Source organism: Mesorhizobium sp. M2A.F.Ca.ET.046.03.2.1, from assembly GCF_003952425.1.
In the GTDB taxonomy this organism is placed as follows: Bacteria; Pseudomonadota; Alphaproteobacteria; order Rhizobiales; family Rhizobiaceae; genus Mesorhizobium.
In genome coordinates, this window is record NZ_CP034449.1 from 2,307,765 (window position 1) to 2,328,274 (window position 20,510).

Sequence of the window (20,510 nt, forward strand, 5' to 3'; positions counted from 1 at the left end):
CCTCAAGGGGGAGATCAGCAGTTTCTCGGCCTCGCCAATTCTGACACGTTGGAGATTGGCGAAACCCGAAGGGACAGCCAATCTCCCCCCCTGAGGGGGAGATGTCCGGCAGGACAGAGAGGGGGCCTCGCACAAGCCTTCATCACGCCGGCTCATCCATCAGATGCAGGCTATCGCGGTTGAAGGTGAGCGTCACCGCCTCGCCTTCGGCCGGCAGCGCCGTTCCCGCCGGCACCACCGCGTGCAGCCTCAACCCCTCGGCATCGAGCGCCAGCCTTGTCGTGGCGCCGAGATAGTTGGTGCCGACCAGGCGCGCGGCGACGCCGTCGCCACTGGTCGCGCTTGAAACGCGGATGGATTCCGGGCGCAGGCTCCCCCAGCGATGCTGGCCGGAATAGCGCTGAACGAAATCCGGCGGCAGCACGTTGGACGAGCCGACGAAATCGGCGACGAAGCGCGTGTTCGGCCGCTGATAGATATCTTCCGGCGTGCCGACCTGCATGATCCTGCCGTCGTTGAAGACGGCGACGCGGTCGGCCATGGACAGCGCTTCGCCCTGGTCGTGGGTGACGAAGACGAAGGTGATGCCGAGCGCCTTCTGCAGCGACTTCAATTCCTCCTGCATGTTCTCGCGCAGCTTGAGGTCGAGCGCGCCGAGCGGCTCGTCGAGCAACAGCACCTTGGGCTGGTTGACCAGCGCCCGGGCGAGCGCGACGCGCTGGCGCTGGCCGCCGGAAAGCTGGCCTGGGCGGCGCGCGCCATAGCCCGGCAGGCGCACCAGCGACAGCGCTTCCTCCGCAGCCTTCAGCCGCTCGGCCTTGCCGACGCCCTTGACCATCAGGCCGTAGGCGACGTTGTCGAGCACGTTGAGATGCGGGAACAGCGCATAGTCCTGGAAGACGGTGTTGACGTTGCGACGATAGGGCGGAACGCCTTCGGCGCGCTCGCCGAAGATGGAGATCGAGCCAGCCGTCGGCTGCTCGAAACCGGCGATCAGCCGTAGACACGTCGTCTTGCCGGAACCGGACGGCCCGAGCATGGCGAAAAACTCGCCCGGCGCGATCTCCAGATCGACCGCATCGACCGCGCGCACGCTGCCGAAATGGCGTGAGACTTGTTTGAAGGAAACGGCAGAGGTCATGGGCCCCGTCAGTTCAGTTCCGGTTGAACGAAGGCGAGTTCGCGCGGCGCTCTACCTCCCCCTTCGATGGGGGAGGTCGCGGCGAAGCCGCGGGTGGGGGTGACAGCGCGAACCATCAGACAGCCCCACCCTGACGCTCAAGCGTCGACCCGCCCCACAAGGGGAGGGTAAAGAGCGTTACCGTCCGCCGATGACGCCGATATAGTCCGACACCCAGCGGTAATAGGGCACGCACTGGTCGTTCTGGCTGGCGCATTTCGAAACCGGCGTCTTCCAGAACTTGATCTTGTCGAAATTGTCGTAGCCGTTGGTCTTGCAGCCTTCGTCGGTCAAAAGCTCATTGCCCTTGCAGGCGGCGGGCACGACCGGCAGCGAGCCGAACCAGGCCGAGACGTCGCCCTGGACCTTGGGCGACAGGGAATGCTCGAGCCACATATAGGCGCAGTTCGGATGGGCGGCGTCGGCTTCCATCATGGTGGTGTCGGCCCAGCCGGTGACGCCTTCCTCCGGCACGGTCGAGGCGACCGGTTTCTTGGCGGCGACCAGCGTGTTGACCTGATAGGGCCAGGAGCCGGAAGCGACCACGCCTTCGTTCTGGAAGTCGTCGACCTGGATCGCGGCATCGTGCCAATAGCGGCCGACCAGCGTGCGCTGCGTGCGCAACAGGTCGAGCGCCGCCTTGTACTGGTCTTCGTTCAGCTCGTATGGATCCTTGATGCCGAGCTCAGGCTTGTGGAACTTCAGATAGTTGGCGGCGTCCGCGATGTGGATCGGGCCGTCATAGGCCTGGACGCTGCCCTTGTTCGACTTGCCGTCGGGCAGCTTCATTTCCTCGAAGACGACGTTCCAGCTCTTGGGCGCTTCCTTGAAGACATCGGTGTTGTACATCAGGATGTTCGGGCCCCACTGGTAGGGAACGCCGTAATGCACCTTGTCGACGGTGAACCAGGGCGCGTCCTTCAGGCGGTCGTCGACGGTCTTCCAACTCGGGATCAGATCGGTGTTGATCGGCTGCACGCGCTTGCCGGCCACGAGGCGCAGCGAGGCATCGCCCGAAGCGGTGACCAGATCGAAGCCGCCCTCGTTCATCAGCGAGACCATCTCGTCGGAGGTGTTGGCGGTCTTGACGTTAACCTTGCAGCCGCTTTCCTTCTCGAAAGCCGTCACCCAGTCATAACCCTTGTCGGTCTCGCCGCGCTCGATATAGCCCGGCCAGGCAACGATGTTTAGCTCGCCCTCGCCCTTGCCGAGTTCCTTGACCTGGGCCATGGCCTGAGCGGAAAAAGTCAGCGCGACAGTCAGCGCCGTGCACGACTTCAGGAATGCATTCATCATCGATCTCCCATTTTGGCCCATGACCCCGAAACCAGTTCGGCTTTCGGAAAGGACCATGCGCAAACTACAAGGGTCGGAGCTTCATGCTCCGACGGCAGCGCTCTCAAGGCGCGGCTTTGTTCCCTGAGCGAAAAGTGCTGTGAAAAATCCGGTTTCGCAAATTCATTTATCAGAAAGCCGATATCGGTTTTTCCGATAGTTATTTTGGACGCTCCGGACGGAAAACCGCTTCGCACTTTTCCTGGAATTGCTCTGATCAAAGCCTCTGACGCACCATGCGTTGCGACTGGGCGAGGCCGATGAAATCGCGCGCGGCCTGCGGCAGGCCGGAGCCGCGGCGCCAGACGGTGCCGACCTGGACTACCGGCAGCGAGCCGGAAATGTCGCGCGATTCGATGCGGTCGCCTTCCAGCGACCAGGGCCGATAGACGAGGTCGGGCAGCAGCGCCACGCCGGCGCCGGTGGCGACAAGGCTGCGCACCGCTTCCACCGAACGCGTGCGGAAGGCGACATGGGGCCTCGCGCCGATCGCAGACAGCAGCTTGCCGGTGTTCTCCTCGATCTCGTCGACGGTGAGCATGATCAGCGGCTCGGACGCGATGTCGCCGATCGAGATGATGTCGGCGCTGGCCAGCCTGTGGCTGAGCGGGATCCACAGCCGGTAAGCCGAGACTTCCAGGATTTCCGACTGCAGCGCCGTGCGGTCGCGCAGGTTGGACGTGACCATGACGGCGATATCGAGCTTGCCGCCGACCAGAAGGTGCTCGAGATAGTCGCCATTGTCCTCGATGGCGGAGACCTCGACGCCGGGATAGGCGCGGCGGTAGCGGGCAAGCAGATCGGACAAAACATAGCCGGCGACCAGCGAGGTGACGCCGAGCTGCAGGCGCCCGCCGGCGACGGCCTGCTCGCTGGAGAAGGAACGGCGCGCATCCGAGACATCGGCCAGGATCTTGGTCGCGTGGCGCAGGAACTGGTGGCCCTTGTGGGTGATGTTCAAGCCGCGCGGATGGCGCTCGAAGAGCTCGACGCCGAGATCGCTCTCCAGCTCCTTGATCGCCTCGGTGACCGAGGACTGCGAGATCGACAGGTTCTGCGCGGCGCCCGAGACGGTGCCCTGCTCGGCGACGGCGACAAAGAACTGGAGCTGGCGGATTGTGAAAGCCATGGCCGGACTAAACACTGCCGCGTGCGGGAAAGAAAGCGGGCTTTGTCCGCGGTGGTCAGGCCGCCGCAATGGTCAGCCGCGCCCCTGCCCGGCTCAGCGCGGCGGCTATGTCGGGCGGCGGCGGCTGGTCGGTGGCAAGCTCGGAAAAGCCGTCGAAGCCGCACACCCTGACCAGCCCCTGGCGGCCGAACTTGGTATGGTCGGTGACGACCAGCGAGCGCTGGCCGCGCGACAGCACCATGCGGGCGAACTCCGCCTCCTCCAGCTCATAGTCGGTGAGGCCGGCTTCAGCATCGACGGCGCCGATCGAGATCACCGCATGATCGACCGAAAAGCGGCTGACAAACTCGATCGCCGAAATGCCGAAAGCAGCGCCTGAATCGCTGCGCAGCTCGCCGCCGGCCATATAGACCTTGTTGCCGTTCACCGTCGCCAGCGTGCGGGCAATGTCGGAGGAATTGGTGACCACCGTCAACCGGCGATGGCCGAGCAGCTCGCGCGCCAGGAAGGATGTGGTCGTGCCGGTGTCGAGCATGATCGCCTCGCCATCGCGGATGGTGGCTGCGACCATCCTGGCGATCAGGCACTTGGCTTCGGCATTCTCGCGCATGCGCCGCTCGAACGGCGCCTCGCCCACCATCGAGGCAAGGCCGACGGCGCCGTGCATCTTCAGCACCGACCCGTCATCGGCGAGCGGCTTGACGTCGCGCCGCACCGTTTCCTGCGAGACGCCGAGTCGTTCGGCAAGGCTGGCTATGCTGATCGTGCCCTCCTCGCCGAGGAGCCGCAGGATTTCGCCATGCCGTTTCGAGTGGATCATGTGGAATGCCCGAGATTTTGACCGAATTTAAGGCTTTGACAACGCTTTGAAAGGAGTTGCTTATATTTTCGGGCAAAACACCCAAAAAAAGTCACAGCTTTTGATTGACAGCTCTGCCACCTGGGCATGAGAGTGGTTGCAAGTCACAAGGGCTCGGAACTGCTAAGGGAGGGTGATGGCAGAGCCGCAACTTAGTGACCAGTTCATCTGGAACCAGCCAGATTTGCGCTTTTATCGAATCCGCGGGGGCGGATGCCGGGATCCTGAACCTGGCCAAGGGGCTCGTCGGTGCGGTGCGGGATACCGATCCTGGCGTCTCGCACCGACGAGGCTTTTCTATTTTGTCCCATCGTCGTTTTCCGTGGGACCGGTTGAGGCCGGAGCGAAGCCGTGAGCGCCGAAGACCGCATCCGCGCCCTGCCGTGCTGGAACGGCAGTATCGAGATCGAGCCGCTGCCGGGCGGCCTCAGCAACGCCAATTTTGTCGTCACGGATGCCGCGGGGCGGCATGTCGTGCGCTTCGGCCAGGACTTTCCGTTCCACCACGTCTTTCGCGAGCGCGAGGTGATGACGGCGCGGGCCGCGCATGCTGCTGGATTCGCGCCGGCCGTGCATTATGCCGAGCCCGGCATCCTGGTGACGGCGTTTCTCGGGGCAAAGACCTTTCTCGCCGAGGATGTGCGGGCCAATCTTGGCCGCGTGGCGGCGCTGCTGCGCGGCTTCCATCGCGAGATGCCGAGCCATGTCTCCGGCGCCGGCTTCATGTTCTGGGTGTTCCACGTCATCCGCGACTATGCGCGCACGCTTGACGAAGGCGGCAGCCGCAAGACGGATCAGTTGCCGCGCTATCTAGCGCTGGCCGACGAGCTCGAGCGGGCGCAAAAACTGCTGCCGATCGTCTTCGGCCACAACGATCTTTTGCCGGCCAATATCCTGGACGACGGCAAGCGGCTGTGGCTAATCGATTTCGAATATGCCGGCTTCAACACGGCGATGTTCGATCTCGCGGGCGCCGCCTCCAATGCCGGCCTGAGCGACGATGAATCCTTCGCCTTCCTGACCGCCTATTTCATGAAGGAGCCGGACAGCGAGATCCGCCGCTCGCACGCCGCCATGCAATGCGCCTCGCTGCTGCGCGAGGCGATGTGGAGCATGGTCTCCGAGCTTTATCTCGACGCGCCCGGCATCGACTATGTCGCCTATACCGAGGAAAACCTCGTCCGGCTCGACGCCGCGCTGGAGAACTACCGGACGAAATACGGGACCAAGCCATGACCTTGCCCAGCCATGCCGAAATCGTCGTCATCGGCGGCGGCATCATCGGCTGTTCCACCGCCTATCATCTGGCGCGCGACCACAAGGCCGATGTGGTGCTGCTCGAGCAGGGCAAGCTGACCTCGGGCTCGACCTGGCACGCCGCCGGCCTGGTCGGGCAGTTGCGCTCGTCGGCCTCGATCACGCGCGTGCTCAAATATTCGGTCGAGCTCTACAAGGGCCTCGAGGCCGAGACCGGCCTGGCGACCGGCTGGAAGATGACCGGCTGCCTGAGGCTCGCGACCAATGCCGACCGCTGGACCGAGTTCAAGCGGCTGGCAACGACGGCCAAAAGCTTCGGCATGGACATGCAGCTTCTGTCGCCGGCGGAAGTGAAGCGCATGTGGCCGCTGATGGAAACGGGCGACCTGGTCGGCGCCTCGTGGCTGCCAACCGACGGGCAGGCAAGCCCCTCCGACATCGCCCAGTCGCTCGCCAAGGGCGCGCGAATGCATGGCGCGAAACTGTTCGAGGACCTGCGCGTCACCGGCTTTACGATGAAGGACGGCCGCATCACGGCGGTGAAGACTTCCAAGGGCGACATCGCCTGCGACAAGGTGGTGAACTGCGCCGGGCAGTGGGCAAGGCAGGTCGGCGCGATGGCCGGCATCAACGTGCCGCTGCAGCCGGTCAAGCATCAGTATATCATCACCGAGAGGATCGAAGGGCTGGCGAACGACGCGCCGACGATCCGCGACCCCGACCGCCGCACCTATTTCAAGGAGGAGGTCGGCGGACTGGTGATGGGCGGCTATGAGCCCAACCCGCAGGCCTGGGCAACCGGGCTTCCCGGCGGCGACGTGCCCAACGACTGGGAGTTCCGCCTGTTCGACGACGATTACGATCATTTCGAACAGCATATGAGCCAGGCAATCGAGCGCGTGCCGGCGCTCGCCCATGTCGGCGTCAAACAGATGATCAACGGGCCGGAAAGCTTCACGCCGGACGGCAACTTCATCCTCGGCGTGGCGCCGGAATGCGCCAATATGTTCGTCGGCGCGGGCTTCAACGCCTTCGGCATCGCGTCGGGCGGCGGCGCCGGCTGGGTGCTGGCGCAATGGGTGGTCGACGGCGAGGCGCCGCTCGATTTGTGGGTGGTCGACATCAGACGTTTCTCCAGCCTGCACCGCGACCGCGACTGGGTCCGCGACCGCACGCTGGAGGCCTATGGCAAGCATTACACGATCGGTTTCCCGCACGAAGAGTATCTCTCGGGACGGCCACGCATCGTCTCGCCGCTCTATGAGCGGCTGAAGACGCATCGCGCGGTGTTCGGCTCCAAGCTTGGCTGGGAGCGGCCGAACTGGTTTGCGCCCGACGGCACAGCCGCCGAGGACGTCTATTCGATGGGCCGCCAGAACTGGTTCGGCCCGGTCGGCGACGAGCACCGGCATGTGCGCGAGAAGGTCGGCCTTTTCGACCAATCCTCCTTTGCCAAATACGAGCTGACCGGAAGCGACGCGCTGAAGGCGCTCGACTGGATCTGCGCCAACGACGTCAACAAGCCGGTCGGACGGCTGACCTACACGCAGCTTCTCAACACGCGCGGCGGCATCGAGGCCGACCTCACCGTGTCGCGGCTCGGCGAGGAGCGGTTCTACATCGTCACCGGCACCGGCTTCCGCACGCATGACCTGTCCTGGATAAGCGACCATATCGGCTCCGGCCTCGACGCCAGGCTGACCGACGTCACGGAGGAGTACGGCACGCTCTCGCTGATGGGACCGCGCGCCCGCGACGTGCTGTCGGCGGTGACCGATGCCGACGTTTCGAACGCCGCCTTCCCCTTCGGCCATGCCCGCGAGATCGCAATCGCCGGGCACACCGTGAAGGCGCTGCGCATCACCTATGTCGGCGAGCTCGGCTGGGAGCTGCATGTGCCGATCGCCGCCACCGGCGAGGTTTTTGATGTACTGATGGCGGCGGGCAAGGCACACGGCATTCGCCCGGTCGGCTACCGGGCGCTGGAGTCGCTGCGACTGGAAAAAGGTTATCGCGCCTGGGGTTCCGACATCACGCCGAACGACACGCCGCTGGAGGCGGGGCTTGGCTGGGCGGTGAAGCTTCGCAAGAACACCGACTTCGTCGGACGCAAGGCGCTGGAGAACGCGACCGGCAAGCCGCCGACGAAACGCTTTGCCGGCTTCACGGTGGATGAGCCAGAGGTCGTGCTGGTCGGGCGGGAGACGATCCTGCGCAATGGCGAAGCTGTCGGCTACCTCACCAGCGGCGGCTACGGCTACACGGTCGAGAAGAACATCGGCTACGGCTATGTGCGCAATGCCGACGGCGTCGGCGACGAGTTCCTCGCCTCCGGCGACTACGAGCTGGTGGTGGCGATGGAACGCACGCCGGCAAAGATCCATCTCGAGGCGATGTACGACCCGGCCGGGAAGAGGGTAAAGGCTTGACCGCCGGGCCGGTCAGTTGACGCGCAGCACCAAGCCCCGGCTCGGCACGGTATCGGTTTCGCCAGGCATCGAGGCGTAGGGCCGCGTCTCTTCGAGGCGGCTTAGGGTGCCGCGCGCTTCCAGCCCAGCGATGCGCTCCTCAAAGCCGGCATCCCACAGCGTGTTCTTGACGGTCAGCACGATGACGCCACCTGGACGGCAGATGCGGATCAGCTCGTCCAGGCCTTCGACGCCGACATGGCCCGAGGTGAAGACGCCCGCCGAAATGATGCCGGCATAGGCGCCGTCGGCGAAAGGCAGCGTGTCGCCCATCGCCAGGCGATGCAGCGCCGTGTAGACGCCCTTGGCGCCGGCCTTGTCCAGCATGCCTTGCGAGATGTCGAGCGCCTCGACCCGCGGATAGCCGGTGATGGCGAGCCACTCGCCGATCAGGCCGGTGCCGGCGCCGGCATCGAGCAAGGGTTCGGCGCCGCGCGGCAGGTGGCGGGCAAGCAGCGCCAGACAGATCGTCGGATGGCGATAGCCGGCGGCCGACATGTCGGCATCGTAGGTCTCGGACCAGCGGTCATAGATCGCGGCGACCTCATCCGGCCGCTTCGCCGCGTAGGCCGCGCTTAGCGAGCCGCTATGCTTGCCGTCCGTCATCGTCGCCCCTCGAAGCCGATTCATGTGCAAAGGATCATAGCCAAGCCGCCAAAACTGTGGAACCGTCCGAGCGACAACAATGGCGTGAAGGGGACACGACATGACCGACGAGCTGCGCGCTGCGCTGGCGGCCATTCCGGTGCTGGCGAGCTATGATGGGCCGCTGGAGCGGCTCGGCGGTCTGACCAACAGGGTCTACAGGGCGGGTGACGTGTGCCTGCGCATCCCCGGCAAGGGCACCGAGGAGTACATCAACCGCGCCAACGAGGCGGTGGCGGCGCGTGAGGCGGCCAGCGCCGGCGTCAGCCCGCTGGTGCTTTATGCCGATCCGGCGTCCGGTGTGATGGCGACGCGCTTCATCGCCGGCGCCGAGACGATGTCGCCCGAAAAATTCAAGGCGCGGCCGGGCAGCCCGGCGCGGGCTGGCGAGGCCTTCCGAAAGCTCCACTCTTCGGGTGCGGTGTTTCCCTTCCGGTTCGAGCTGTTCGCGATGATCGACGACTATCTCAAGGTCCTGTCGACCAAGGACGTGGCGCTGCCGGCCGGCTATCACGACGTGGTGCGCGAGGCAGGCGCGGTGCGCGCGGCGCTTGCCGCGCAGGCCATCCCGCTTGCCGCCTGCCATTGCGATCCGCTGTGCGAGAACTTCCTCGATACGGGCGAGCGGATGTGGATCGTCGACTGGGAATATTCCGGCATGAACGATCCGCTATGGGACCTCGGCGACCTCTCGGTCGAGGGCAGGTTCGATGCCGCGCAGGACGAGGAACTGATGCGCGCTTATTTCGGCGGCGAGGCGCGGCCGGCCGAGCGGGGCCGCGTCGTCATCTACAAGGCGATGTGCGACCTTTTGTGGACGCTGTGGGGCCTGATCCAGCTCGCCAACGACAATCCGGCCGACGATTTCCGCGCCTATGCCGACGGCCGCTTCGCCCGCTGCAAGGCGCTGATGGAGACGGCGGAGTTTTCGCGGCACCTCGCCGCCGTGCGCCTGGACTAGACCCATCCCAGCGAGTTACCTGAAAACCCTTTGTATCTCGTTCAACGACCCTGTTTCGTCGGACTTTTTGCAATACCAGATGAGCAGCGCGATGGTGCCGATGGGGAAGAACCCCGCAAGCAGCTGATGCCAGCCGCTTCTGTTGATGTCATGCAGCCGGCGCGCGGTCATGGCAAGTGTCGGCAGAAGAACGGCAAGATTCCAAAGCGACGAAACGGCTTCGTTTCCCACAAAGATATCGACTATCCCCATAAGAACGGCGACGATGATTATGAAGAGGTAGGAATACCAGAACTCCGAGCGACTGGCCCTGCCGGAAAAGTTCACATAATTTCGGAAAAAGCTTGCAATCGCTTCACCAAAGTTCATCGACGGCGGCGTGTCACCGAAGCGATTGACGCCGGCCGGCGGTGCCCTCAAGACAAACAACAATGGCAAGCCGATAATGATCAGAATTATGAGCCAATGCCATATCGAGAAACTGCCCATTACTTTCCCCCCAATACTCCAATCCTCGGAGCTATGATTATCCCGCCCGTCGGGCCGGAATCAATTGGAGATTGCACCCGATAGGCGGTTTTCACCGCAAATACTTTCCGGCCGCAAGGGCAGGGCGAGGTGGCCCGAGTCTAATTCACGCCCTTCGGCACGTTTTCGGGCGGCACCGCGGTTTCCACCACCTTCTGGCGATGGAAAATGAAGATGCCGGCAAGCACGACGATCGCCGAGCCGGCCAGGATGCGCGGGCTCGGCACATCACCGAAGAAAACTAGGCCAAAGACAATGGCCCACAGAAGCAGGCTGTAATGCAGCGGCGCCAGCGTCGAGGCCGGCGCCAGCTTCAGCGCCCTTGTGATCATCAGATGGGCCGCGCAGGACACGACGCCAAGCAAGAGCATGGCGCCGAAGTCGAGCGCCGAGGGCGTATTCCATGCGCCGATGGTCAGCGCGCCGCCGACGATCAGCGTGCCGATGGTCTGCCAGGTGACCAAGGTCGTGTCGCTGGTGCCGCGGAGGAGCCGGCCAAGGATGATGGCGAAGCCGAAGGCCACGCTGCCAATCAGCGCATAGCTCGACGACAGCGAGAAAGCCGCCGAGGACGGCTTCAGGATGATCAGCACGCCGCAGAAGCCGACGAGGATCGCCAGCCAGCGGCGCCAGCCGACCTTTTCACCGAGCAAGAGGTGCGAAAGCGCGGCGACATAGATAGGCCCGGCCATGTAGAAGCTCATGACGTCGGCGAGCGGCAGGTGGACGACGGCGGCGTAGAAAAGTCCGGTGTCGAGCGTCGTCGCCACGACGCGCAAGAGTTGTAGCACCGGCCTGTCCATCTGGAACAGCTTGCCCGCGCCCTGGTTGGCGATCATCGGCCCCAGCACGATGAAGGCGCCGATCGAGCGGATCAGCACAACCTGGCCGACGGAAAAACTGGCGACCAGCCATTTGCCCATCGCATCGTTCAGCGCGAACATGAAGTCGCCAGCCAGCATCAAAAGGATGCCGGCGAGCAACACGTTCCGGATCGTGAAATTGCGAGCGATGGTCTGAGCCATGGCGCTCCCTAGCCGCAGGCCGCCGGTTTGACGAGGGAAAATCGGCCAGCCGGTAAGACCAGCGGCGGAAATCGGCTGGTTCTAACCCGCCTTGTGCCGCCGGTTCACCTGCGCCGGACGTCCGGAAATCGACAACCGCGTCTCCTGCCTGGTCCGCTCAGCGACGACCTTGCCCCTGGCGATGACGCAGAGGCGCTCGGGGCGCAGGCGAACGGCCTCGATTACGTTGCCGGCGTCGAGCACGACAAGGCTGGCCCGCTTGCCGACGGCGAGGCCAAGGTGGTCGAGCCCCATGATCGCGGCGTTGACACTGGTGACCATGTCGAAGCAGCGCGCCATATCGGCCGGGCTCGACATCTGCGCGACATGCAGACCCATGAAGGCGACGTCGAGCATGTCGGCGGTGCCCAGCGAATACCAGGGGTCAAGCACGCAATCCTGCCCCCAGCCGACGCGGATGCCGAGCGCCAGCATCTCCTTCACCCTGGTCAGGCCGCGCCGCTTCGGAAAAGTGTCATGACGCCCCTGCAGCATGATGTTGATCAGCGGGTTGGGGATGGCAGAGACACCGGCTTCAGCGATCAGCGGCAGGAGCTTCGAGACGTAGTAATTGTCCATCGAATGCATGGAGGTGAGATGCGAGCCGGCCACCCTGCCCTGCAGGCCGAGACGCTGCGTTTCATAAGCGAGCTGCTCGATATGGCGCGACAGCGGATCGTCGGTCTCGTCGCAGTGCATGTCGACCATCAGGCCGCGTTTCGCCGCGATCTCGCAAAGCTCCGTCACCGAGCGCGTGCCGTCGGCCATGGTGCGCTCGAAATGCGGAATGCCGCCGACGATGTCGACGCCCATATCGAGCGCCCGGACAGTGTTCTTGAGCGCCGTCGGCGAGCGATAGAGGCCGTCCTGCGGAAACGCCACCAGCTGCAGGTCGATATAGGGCGCGACGGTTTTCTTGACGTCGAGCAGGGCTTCCACCGCGAGCAGCCGGTCGTCGCAGACATCGACATGGCTGCGAATGGCGAGCAGGCCCATCGACACGGCCCAGTCGCAATAGGCGAGCGCACGCTCGCGCACGGCCTCATGCGTCAGCAGCGGCTTCAGCTCGCCCCAAAGCGCGATGCCCTCGAGCAGCGTGCCAGACGCGTTGATGCGCGGAATGCCGTAGGAGAGGGTGGCGTCCATGTGGAAATGCGGATCGACGAAGGGCGGTGAAACAAGATTGCCCCGCGCGTCGATCTCGGTCGGCGCCGACCCTGTCAGCTTCTGCTCGATCGCGCGGATGGTTTCGCCGGCAATGCCGATATCGGCAATCCTGCCGTCCGGCAGGGTGCCGCCGCGCATGATGAGGTCGAAATCCATCTGTCGTCACCCCTCTCAAGACCTGGCGATCATCGTGGCCGAAAAGACAGCCTTACGCAGCCTTTTCTTTCCCCGGCAGCCGAAAGGTTCCATCGCGCCGCAACTCGCTCTATAAGCCGCCTCGCGCCCTCGTGGCGAATCCGAAATTCTTTGCCAGTCAGACACAGGATCGGCCGTTGTTTCGCTTCTTCCGCTCCACGGAGAACCAGCGCCTTGTCGCGAGGCTCGTGAGGGAATCCTTCCAAGAGCACAAATTCGGCTATGGCGCCGCCATCGTGTCGATGCTGGTGGTGGCCGCCATGACCGGCGCCAGTGCCTGGATCCTGCGTGAGATCACCAACGAATTCGTCGTCTTCAAGAGGCTCGACCGCGTCAATTTGATCGCTGCCGGGGTCGCGGGGATCTTCCTGGTGAAGGGCCTCGCCACCTTCGTCCAAGCCTATTTCATGAGCCGCGTCGGCAACGCCATCATCGCCGACCGGCAGCGCAAGATCTACGATCGCATCCTGGAGCAAGGCATCGAGTTCTACCATTCGACCTCGTCGGCCGATCTGATCGCCCGCATGACCAACAACGCGCAGGCGGCGCGCAGCGTGCTCGATCTCGTCGTAACGTCCTATGTGCGCGACCTGGTGACGCTGGCCGTGCTCGTCGGTGTCATGATCTGGCAACAGCCGGCGCTGTCGCTGATCTGCTTCGTCGTCGGGCCGGTGGCGATCTACGGCGTCAACCGCATCCTGAAGCGCGTCCGCAACATCGCCGCCATGGAGTTCCGCTCGCTTGGGCAGATCGTTCATGTCATGCAGGAAACGGCGATCGGCGTACGCGTCGTCAAATCCTTCAACCTTGAAGGCGCGATGCGCAAACGCATGTACCAGGCCGTCTCCGACGTCGAGAACCGCGCCAACAACATCGCCACGCTGGAGGCGGCCACCAGCCCGGTGATGGAAACCATTGCCGGCCTGGCAATCGCCGGCGCGGTCTTCATCAGCGGATTCCTGGTACTGCAGGGCGGGCAGATGCCGGGCAACATCATGGCCTTCATCGCATCGCTGCTGCTCGCCTATGAGCCGGCTAAGCGCCTGGCCCGCGTTCGCATCTCGCTCGAGACCGGCATCGTCGGCGTGCGCATGATGTTCCAGCTCGCCGACCGGCCGCTGACGCTCGCGGAAAAGCCTGGCGCGAGGCCGCTGCAACCTGGACCGGGCGAAATCCGCTTCGACGATGTCAGCTTCGCCTATCCGGAAAGCCCGCCGGTGTTCGAGGGCTTCAACCTGACGCTCGCGGCCGGCAAGATGACGGCGCTGGTCGGGCCGTCGGGCAGCGGCAAGTCGACGATCCTGAACCTGATCATGCGCATGTACGACCCGCAGACCGGCAGGGTGATGTTCGACGGCCAGGACATCTCCTTCGCGACGCTCGATTCGCTCCGGAAGAAGATCGCCTATGTCAGCCAGGACACGTTCCTGTTCGCCGGCACGATCATGCACAATATCCGCCTCGGCCGCGAGGACGCGACCGATGAAGAGGTGATCGCCGCAGCCAAGGCCGCCAACGCGCATGACTTCATCAGCGCCATGGCCAAGGGCTACGAGACGGAGGTCGGCGAAAACGGTTCGCTTTTGTCCGGCGGCCAGCGCCAGCGCATCTCGATTGCGCGCGCCATGCTGCGCAATGCCGAGATACTGCTGCTCGACGAGGCGACCAGCGCGCTCGACGCCGAATCGGAAGCGCTGTTCCGCGACGCGCTGCAGCAACTGACCGTCGGACGCACGACGATCGTCATCGCGCACCGGCTGTCGACGGTGCACCAGGCCGACACCATCGTGGTGCTGGAAAAGGGCAAGGTGCAGGAGAGCGGCCCGCACAAGACCCTGCTCAAGCAAGGCGGGCTCTATCAGAAGCTTTATGAATATCAGCTGATGCCGTAGGCGCGGCGCCCACCTTCTCCCCTTGCGGGAGAAGTTGGCCGCGAAGCGGCCGGATGAGGGGTGTTCCAGCTTGGCGGCGCCGTTTATCCAGTCGGAATTCGCCAGCGTCTCACTCCGCTGGAACACCCCTCATCCGTCTCGGCGCTGCGCGCCGATCCACCTTCTCCCGCAAGGGGAGAAGGAGAAGCGCTCCTCACTCCGGCACTTTCCGCACCGCGCCCTTGTCGGCGCTGGTGGCGAAGGCGGCGTAAGCGCGCAGGGCCGTCGTCACCTTGCGCTTGCGCTTTTCGGCCGGCTTCCAGGCGTCCGGGCCCTTGGCGTTCATCGCCGCGCGGCGCGCTTCGAGCTCGGCATCGCTGACGGCGAGCCGGATGGTGCGGTTGGGGATGTCGATCTCGATCGTATCGCCTTCCTGGACCAGGCCGATCGCGCCGCCCTCGGCGGCTTCCGGCGAGACGTGGCCGATCGACAGGCCCGACGTGCCGCCGGAGAAGCGGCCGTCGGTGATCAATGCGCAGGCTTTGCCGAGGCCTTTCGACTTCAGGTAGCTGGTCGGGTAGAGCATCTCCTGCATGCCTGGACCGCCGCGCGGCCCCTCATAGCGGATGACGACGATGTCGCCGGCCTTGATCTCGTTGCCTAGGATCGCCTTGACGGACGCATCCTGGCTTTCGAAGACGCGGGCCGGGCCGGTAAATTTCAGGATCGACTCGTCGACGCCGGCGGTCTTCACGATGCAGCCGTCGAGCGCCAGATTTCCCTTCAGCACAGCAAGGCCGCCATCCTTCGAGAACGGCGTCTTGGCCGAGCGGATCACGCCCTTCTCCCGGTCGAGGTCGAGCTCGTCCCAGCGGCGGTCCTGGCTGAAGGCGACCTGGGTCGGCACGCCGCCGGGGGCGGCGCGGAAGAAGTCGCGGACATTCTCGGCCGAAGTGCGGGCGATGTCCCAATGGTCGAGCGCCTCGCCGAGCGTAGCGGTGTGCACCGTCGGCAGGTCGCGGTTGATCAGGCCCGCCTGGTCGAGCTGGCCGAGGATCGCCATGATGCCGCCGGCGCGGTGGACGTCCTCCATATGCACGTCGGACTTGGCCGGCGCCACCTTGCAGAGCACCGGCACTTTCCGCGACAGCCGGTCGATGTCTTCCATGGTGAAGTCGACCTCGCCCTCATGCGCGGCGGCGAGGATGTGGAGCACCGTGTTCGTCGAGCCGCCCATGGCGATGTCGAGCGCCATGGCGTTCTCGAAAGCGCCCTTGGAGGCGATGCTGCGCGGCAGCGCGCTTTCATCGTCCTGCTCGTAATAGCGCTGGGCGAGATCGACGGCGAGATGGCCGGCCTCGACGAATAGGCGCTTGCGATCGGCATGGGTGGCCAAGGTGGAGCCATTTCCCGGCAGCGACAGGCCTAGCGCCTCGGTCAGGCAGTTCATCGAATTGGCGGTGAACATGCCCGAGCACGAGCCGCAGGTCGGGCAGGCCGAGCGCTCGATGACCTTGACGTCCTCGTCGGATATCTTGTCGTCGGCGGCAGCGACCATGGCGTCGACAAGGTCGAGCGCCTGCGCCTTGCCGGCCAACACCACCTTGCCGGCCTCCATCGGGCCGCCGGAGACAAAGACGGTCGGGATGTTGAGGCGTAGCGAGGCCATCAGCATGCCGGGGGTGATCTTGTCGCAATTGGAGATGCAGACCATGGCGTCGGCGCAATGCGCGTTGACCATGTATTCGACGGAATCGGCGATCAGCTCGCGCGACGGCAGCGAATAGAGCATGCCGTCATGGCCCATGGCGATGCCGTCGTCGACGGCGATGGTGTTGAACTCCTTGGCGACGCCGCCTGCCTTCTCTATCTCGCGCGCGACCAGCTGGCCGAGATCCTTCAGGTGCACGTGGCCGGGCACGAACTGAGTGAAGGAATTGACCACCGCGATGATCGGTTTGCCGAAATCACTGTCCTTCATGCCGGTGGCGCGCCACAGGCCGCGGGCGCCGGCCATGTTGCGGCCATGGGTGGTGGTACGGGAACGATAGGCAGGCATTGCATTGTCCTTGCTGGCTGGCCACGCCGATGCGCGGCGGGCGGCGCTCAAATTTTGGTCGGCAGCGGTTATAGCGACCATGATCCGGCCTTGCCACAATTTTGCGCTGCGCCAGGATTCTTCAGGAAAATCTGAAATCGCTGTCGGATCGCGCCATATCGATCCGTCCTTGAGGCAGACGGTATGAACGGCACAAATCGCCGACCCGCCGTTGACGATGTAAGCAACATAAGTCCGAGGAGCACGACATGCAAAAGATCACCACCTGCCTGTGGTTCGACGGCCAGGCCGAGGAGGCGATGAACCACTACATATCCATCTTCAGGAACTCGAAAGTGCTGAGCGTTTTGCGCTGGCCCGAGGGTCACCCCGATGAGGGCAAGGTACTGATGACCACGTTCGAGCTCGATGGCGTGCCGTTCCAGGCGCTCAATGGCGGTCCCTACTTCAAGTTCAACGAGGCAATGTCGCAGTCGATCGACTGCAAGACGCAGGAAGAGGTCGACTATTTCTGGGAGAAGCTCACCGAGGGCGGCGAGCCCGGCCAGTGCAGCTGGCTGAAAGACAAATTCGGCGTCTCCTGGCAGGTCGTGCCGGAGCAGTTGCCGAAACTGCTTCTGGATCCGGACAGAGCGAAGGCCGGGCGCGTGATGTCGGCGATGATGCAGATGGGCAAGATCGATATCGCCAAGATCGAGGAAGCGGCGAAGGGGTGAGCGCGACTTTCCCTTCTCCCCTTGTGGGAGAAGGCAAGGCAGCGCTCACGCCGCCTTATCGCGGACCTGGTAGTCCTTGACGGCGGTGAAGCGGATCGCCTTCCAGCGCTCGGCCTCATAGTTCAGCGAGAAGGCGTGCTGGGCCAGAAACACCGGATCGTTGTCGAGGTCGCGGGCGATGTCGCCGCGATGCGATTCGATGAAACGCTGCACCTCCGCCTTGTCGTCGGCCGCGATCCAGCGGCAGACCGAGAAGCGCGACATCTCGAAATCCACCGGCAGCGTGTATTCGATGTTCAGCCGTTCCTTCAGCACGTCAAGCTGCAGGGCGCCGACGACGCCGACGATGGCCGGCGAACCGTCCTCCGGCGAGAAGAGCTGCACCACGCCCTCCTCGGCCATCTGGTGCAGCGCTTCCTTCAGCTTCTTGGCCTTCATGGCGTCGCCGAGGCGCACGCGGCGCAGGATTTCCGGGGCGAAGTTCGGCACGCCGCGGAACAGGATCTCCTCGCCCTCGGTCAGCGTATCGCCGATGCGCAGCGTGCCGTGGTTGGGGATGCCGACGACGTCGCCGGCAAAGGCCTCGTCGGCGGTGACGCGGGTGCGGGCGAAGAAGAATTGCGGCGCGGACAGGCTCATCGGCTTGCCGGTGCGCACCAGCTTGGCCTTCATGCCGCGCTCCAGCTTGCCGGAGCAGACGCGGACGAAAGCGATGCGGTCGCGGTGGTTTGGATCCATGTTGGCCTGGATCTTGAAGACGAAGGACGTCATCTTGTCCTCCGTCGCCTCGACCGTACGCTCATCGGCCTCCTGAGCGCGCGGCGGCGGGCCATAGGCGCCGAGCGCCTCGATCAGGTCGCGCACGCCATAATTGCGCAGCGCCGAGCCGAAATAGACGGGCGTCAGATGACCTTCGCGGAAAGCGTCGATATCGAGCGGCCGGCAGGCCTCGCGCGCCAACTCCAGTTCCTCGATGAAGTCGTTGCGCTCGTTCTCCGGCAAAAGCCCGGCGACGCGGTTGGAATCCGGACCGTTGACGGGCGTGCGTTCCTTCTCGTCGTCGCTCCTGCGCACCGCGTTCTGCGCCAGATGATAGGTGCCCGAGAAGGTCTTGCCGCGGCCGATCGGCCAGGTGACGGGCGCGGTGTCGAGCGCCAGCTTCTGCTCGATCTCATCCAAAATCTCGAACGGATCGCGGCTCTCGCGGTCCATCTTGTTGACGAAGGTGATGATCGGGATGTCGCGCAGCCGGCAAACCTCGAACAGTTTCAGCGTGCGCGGCTCGATGCCCTTGGCGGCGTCGATGACCATGACGGCGGAGTCGACCGCAGACAGCGTGCGGTAGGTGTCGTCGGCGAAATCCTCGTGGCCGGGCGTGTCGAGCAGGTTGAAGACGTTGTCGTCATATTCGAAGGTCATCACCGAGGTGACGACCGAGATGCCGCGCTCGCGCTCGATCTTCATCCAGTCGGACCGCGTCTGGATGCGGTCCTTCTTGGCCTTGACCTCGCCGGCAAGCTGGATGGCGCCGCCGAACAGCAGCAGCTTTTCGGTGAGCGTGGTCTTGCCGGCGTCAGGGTGGGCGATGATCGCGAAAGTGCGGCGGCGCGATACCGCCTGTTCGATGTCTTCTGCCAATTTTTTGGAATCCTGTCTGTGGCGCGGGCTTCTAGCAGCGCATGGCCGGCCTGTCGACAGTTTCGGGCGGATCGGTTCGCAGGGGGCGCGTTCGCCGCCACGGCAGGGCCCTGCACATAGTCAGGCCTCGCCATGCTCCCTGCGGCCGAACCTGGTGATCGATCGTATCTCCGAGCGACCGACGCCGATGTCGCGCAGCAGATAATCCGGCAGCTCGTCCAGCCTGGCCCGGTCCCTGCGAATGCGCACGATGCGCGCCACGAGCACTATGCCGGAGTGGCAGGTTTCGACGGCTGCGGCAAAGAGGCGCCTGAGAACCGTCCGGTCGGTGATCAATTCCTGCCCAAGGATGGACATGGTCGTATCTCCCTTGCGGTTGAATGATGAAAGCGGGAGGGCCGTCCACGGCCCTCCCGGAGGCTGTGCCGACGGGTCGTCAGGACCGATCGTGTTCGCAGCTCACATACGGGTTCCAGTCGGCGAACATGCCGGCCGGGTTGTGCCGCCAGTGCCAGACATGGAGCTCGTAGTAGGGATCCACCGGGTGAATACCCACCGTCGTCTTGCGCTGCAGCGTGCGGCCGAGGAATTCAGGAACGCCCTTGCCCTTCCAGTCCTTCTCGAAGACGATGTATTCCATGCCGACAAGCTGCATCGAGCCATCGGCTTCCGGCTCGTAGGTCAGCACGTCGGGTTCGCCGAGCACCAGCCTGCCGTCGCCTGCGCGGCCAGGATGGATGAAATGGACCCCCATCGTGCCGTGCTCGTCATGCGTCGTGCATTCGAACAGCTGCTGGTAGCCGTCCGCCTTGGCGACCTTGATGTCGAGGTACTTGGCCGCCATGTCCCGAGACCGGTTGAGCACCGGATCGGGCATGTCATGGGCGACCGCGGCGCCGCAAAGCAGCGCCGAGACGCCGACAGCAAGGACGATTTCCGTAAAGCGCTTCACGATCGATCCCCTCCCATCAGGCGGCGGCGTAGGCCGTCGTCGGATCGAACAGGCGCTTGATCTGGGTGATCTTGGTCGCCGGGAAGCCGCTCATCTTGGCGTGGCGCTGGATGATCGCTTCGTCCTTGGCGAGGTAGACGCAGAAAGTCTTGTCGTCCGCCACGAAGGATTCCACCCACTGGATGTCCGGGCCGAGCTCGGCAAGGACTGCGTTCGAGGCCTTGGACGCATCGCGAAGCTGCTCGCGCTCGAAGGTGCCGACCTTCGGGATCTCGCGCTCGATGATGTATTTCTGCATGTCACAAACTCCTTCATCTGAGGTTCAAATGCCGCCGGGCACTCGACCAAATCGGTGCCGGTGACATCCCTGGGGCAGCTGAGGTAAACTCTCGCTTGGCCCGCCAGGCAGACGGAGAATTACGGAACCGGCGGCCGACAGTCCTTACGCCGTCCTTATCTTGTTCTGATCCTTTGCCTATTGCCGTT

The 20,510-nt window shown here is 64.3% G+C and carries 18 protein-coding genes; 5 read left to right on the forward strand and 13 right to left on the reverse strand.

The annotated features are described in order from the left end of the window. Positions 1-142: 142 nt before the first annotated feature. The 4 genes from EJ072_RS10960 to EJ072_RS10975 form a co-directional block, all read right to left on the reverse strand. The gene (locus EJ072_RS10960; RefSeq protein ID WP_126079710.1) at positions 143-1,141 is read right to left on the reverse strand and encodes an ABC transporter ATP-binding protein; all 999 of its coding nucleotides are present in this window, start codon (positions 1,139-1,141) and stop codon (positions 143-145) included. 177 nt (positions 1,142-1,318) lie between these two features. After that, a complete protein-coding gene (locus EJ072_RS10965; protein ID WP_126083593.1) occupies positions 1,319-2,473 on the reverse strand; it encodes an ABC transporter substrate-binding protein in 1,155 nt (384 codons plus the stop codon). A gap of 259 nt (positions 2,474-2,732) precedes the next feature. Further along, entirely contained in the window at positions 2,733-3,644 is a 912-nt protein-coding gene (locus tag EJ072_RS10970; RefSeq protein ID WP_126079711.1) for a LysR substrate-binding domain-containing protein, read from the reverse strand. A gap of 55 nt (positions 3,645-3,699) precedes the next feature. After that, on the reverse strand, positions 3,700-4,464 hold the full coding sequence (locus EJ072_RS10975; RefSeq protein ID WP_126079712.1) for a DeoR/GlpR family DNA-binding transcription regulator: 765 nt from the start codon (positions 4,462-4,464) through the stop codon (positions 3,700-3,702). A gap of 390 nt (positions 4,465-4,854) precedes the next feature. Between EJ072_RS10975 and EJ072_RS10980 the strand changes: the two genes are divergently transcribed. Next, positions 4,855-5,739, forward strand: coding sequence for a phosphotransferase family protein (locus EJ072_RS10980; RefSeq protein WP_126079713.1), 885 nt, complete (start codon positions 4,855-4,857; stop codon positions 5,737-5,739). Next, a complete protein-coding gene (locus EJ072_RS10985; protein WP_126079714.1) occupies positions 5,736-8,189 on the forward strand; it encodes an FAD-dependent oxidoreductase in 2,454 nt (817 codons plus the stop codon). Before EJ072_RS10980 ends, EJ072_RS10985 begins: the two co-directional genes overlap by 4 nt. A gap of 12 nt (positions 8,190-8,201) precedes the next feature. Here the strand turns inward: EJ072_RS10985 and EJ072_RS10990 are convergent, their stop codons facing one another. Continuing rightward, positions 8,202-8,834 carry a class I SAM-dependent methyltransferase gene (locus EJ072_RS10990; RefSeq protein ID WP_126079715.1) on the reverse strand — a complete coding sequence of 211 codons (633 nt, stop codon included), beginning with the start codon at positions 8,832-8,834 and terminating at the stop codon, positions 8,202-8,204. A 100-nt stretch (positions 8,835-8,934) separates the two neighbouring features. Here EJ072_RS10990 and EJ072_RS10995 point away from each other — a divergent pair, with 100 nt between their 5' ends. Then, positions 8,935-9,834 carry a phosphotransferase family protein gene (locus EJ072_RS10995; protein ID WP_126079716.1) on the forward strand — a complete coding sequence of 300 codons (900 nt, stop codon included), beginning with the start codon at positions 8,935-8,937 and terminating at the stop codon, positions 9,832-9,834. Positions 9,835-9,849: 15 nt separating this feature from the next. Here the strand turns inward: EJ072_RS10995 and EJ072_RS11000 are convergent, their stop codons facing one another. The 3 genes from EJ072_RS11000 to EJ072_RS11010 all read right to left on the reverse strand — a co-directional run bounded on the left by EJ072_RS11000 (position 9,850) and on the right by EJ072_RS11010 (position 12,749). Next, positions 9,850-10,323 (reverse strand): DUF805 domain-containing protein, encoded by a 474-nt coding sequence (locus EJ072_RS11000; protein WP_126079717.1) that lies wholly within the window; start codon positions 10,321-10,323, stop codon positions 9,850-9,852. A gap of 140 nt (positions 10,324-10,463) precedes the next feature. After that, entirely contained in the window at positions 10,464-11,387 is a 924-nt protein-coding gene (locus EJ072_RS11005; protein WP_126079718.1) for a DMT family transporter, read from the reverse strand. 81 nt (positions 11,388-11,468) lie between these two features. Then, positions 11,469-12,749 carry an amidohydrolase family protein gene (locus tag EJ072_RS11010; RefSeq protein ID WP_126079719.1) on the reverse strand — a complete coding sequence of 427 codons (1,281 nt, stop codon included), beginning with the start codon at positions 12,747-12,749 and terminating at the stop codon, positions 11,469-11,471. Between the two features lie 176 nt (positions 12,750-12,925). Between EJ072_RS11010 and EJ072_RS11015 the strand changes: the two genes are divergently transcribed. Continuing rightward, positions 12,926-14,680 carry an ABC transporter ATP-binding protein gene (locus EJ072_RS11015; protein WP_126079720.1) on the forward strand — a complete coding sequence of 585 codons (1,755 nt, stop codon included), beginning with the start codon at positions 12,926-12,928 and terminating at the stop codon, positions 14,678-14,680. Positions 14,681-14,873: 193 nt separating this feature from the next. On the opposite strand, the gene ilvD is transcribed toward EJ072_RS11015, so the two are convergent. Next, a complete protein-coding gene (gene ilvD / locus EJ072_RS11020) occupies positions 14,874-16,718 on the reverse strand; it encodes a dihydroxy-acid dehydratase (protein ID WP_126079721.1) in 1,845 nt (614 codons plus the stop codon). Positions 16,719-16,966: 248 nt separating this feature from the next. Between ilvD and EJ072_RS11025 the strand changes: the two genes are divergently transcribed. After that, a complete protein-coding gene (locus EJ072_RS11025; RefSeq protein ID WP_126079722.1) occupies positions 16,967-17,434 on the forward strand; it encodes a VOC family protein in 468 nt (155 codons plus the stop codon). A 45-nt stretch (positions 17,435-17,479) separates the two neighbouring features. On the opposite strand, the gene EJ072_RS11030 is transcribed toward EJ072_RS11025, so the two are convergent. From EJ072_RS11030 to EJ072_RS11045, 4 genes are all read right to left on the reverse strand, one after another. Further along, a complete protein-coding gene (locus EJ072_RS11030) occupies positions 17,480-19,072 on the reverse strand; it encodes a peptide chain release factor 3 (RefSeq protein WP_126079723.1) in 1,593 nt (530 codons plus the stop codon). Between the two features lie 120 nt (positions 19,073-19,192). After that, positions 19,193-19,429, reverse strand: coding sequence for a DUF1127 domain-containing protein (locus EJ072_RS11035; RefSeq protein WP_126079724.1), 237 nt, complete (start codon positions 19,427-19,429; stop codon positions 19,193-19,195). Between the two features lie 79 nt (positions 19,430-19,508). Continuing rightward, entirely contained in the window at positions 19,509-20,024 is a 516-nt protein-coding gene (locus EJ072_RS11040; RefSeq protein WP_126079725.1) for a hypothetical protein, read from the reverse strand. Between the two features lie 16 nt (positions 20,025-20,040). Continuing rightward, complete coding sequence (locus EJ072_RS11045; protein WP_126079726.1) at positions 20,041-20,322, reverse strand: DUF4242 domain-containing protein; 282 nt, start codon at positions 20,320-20,322, stop codon at positions 20,041-20,043. Positions 20,323-20,510: the final 188 nt, after the last annotated feature.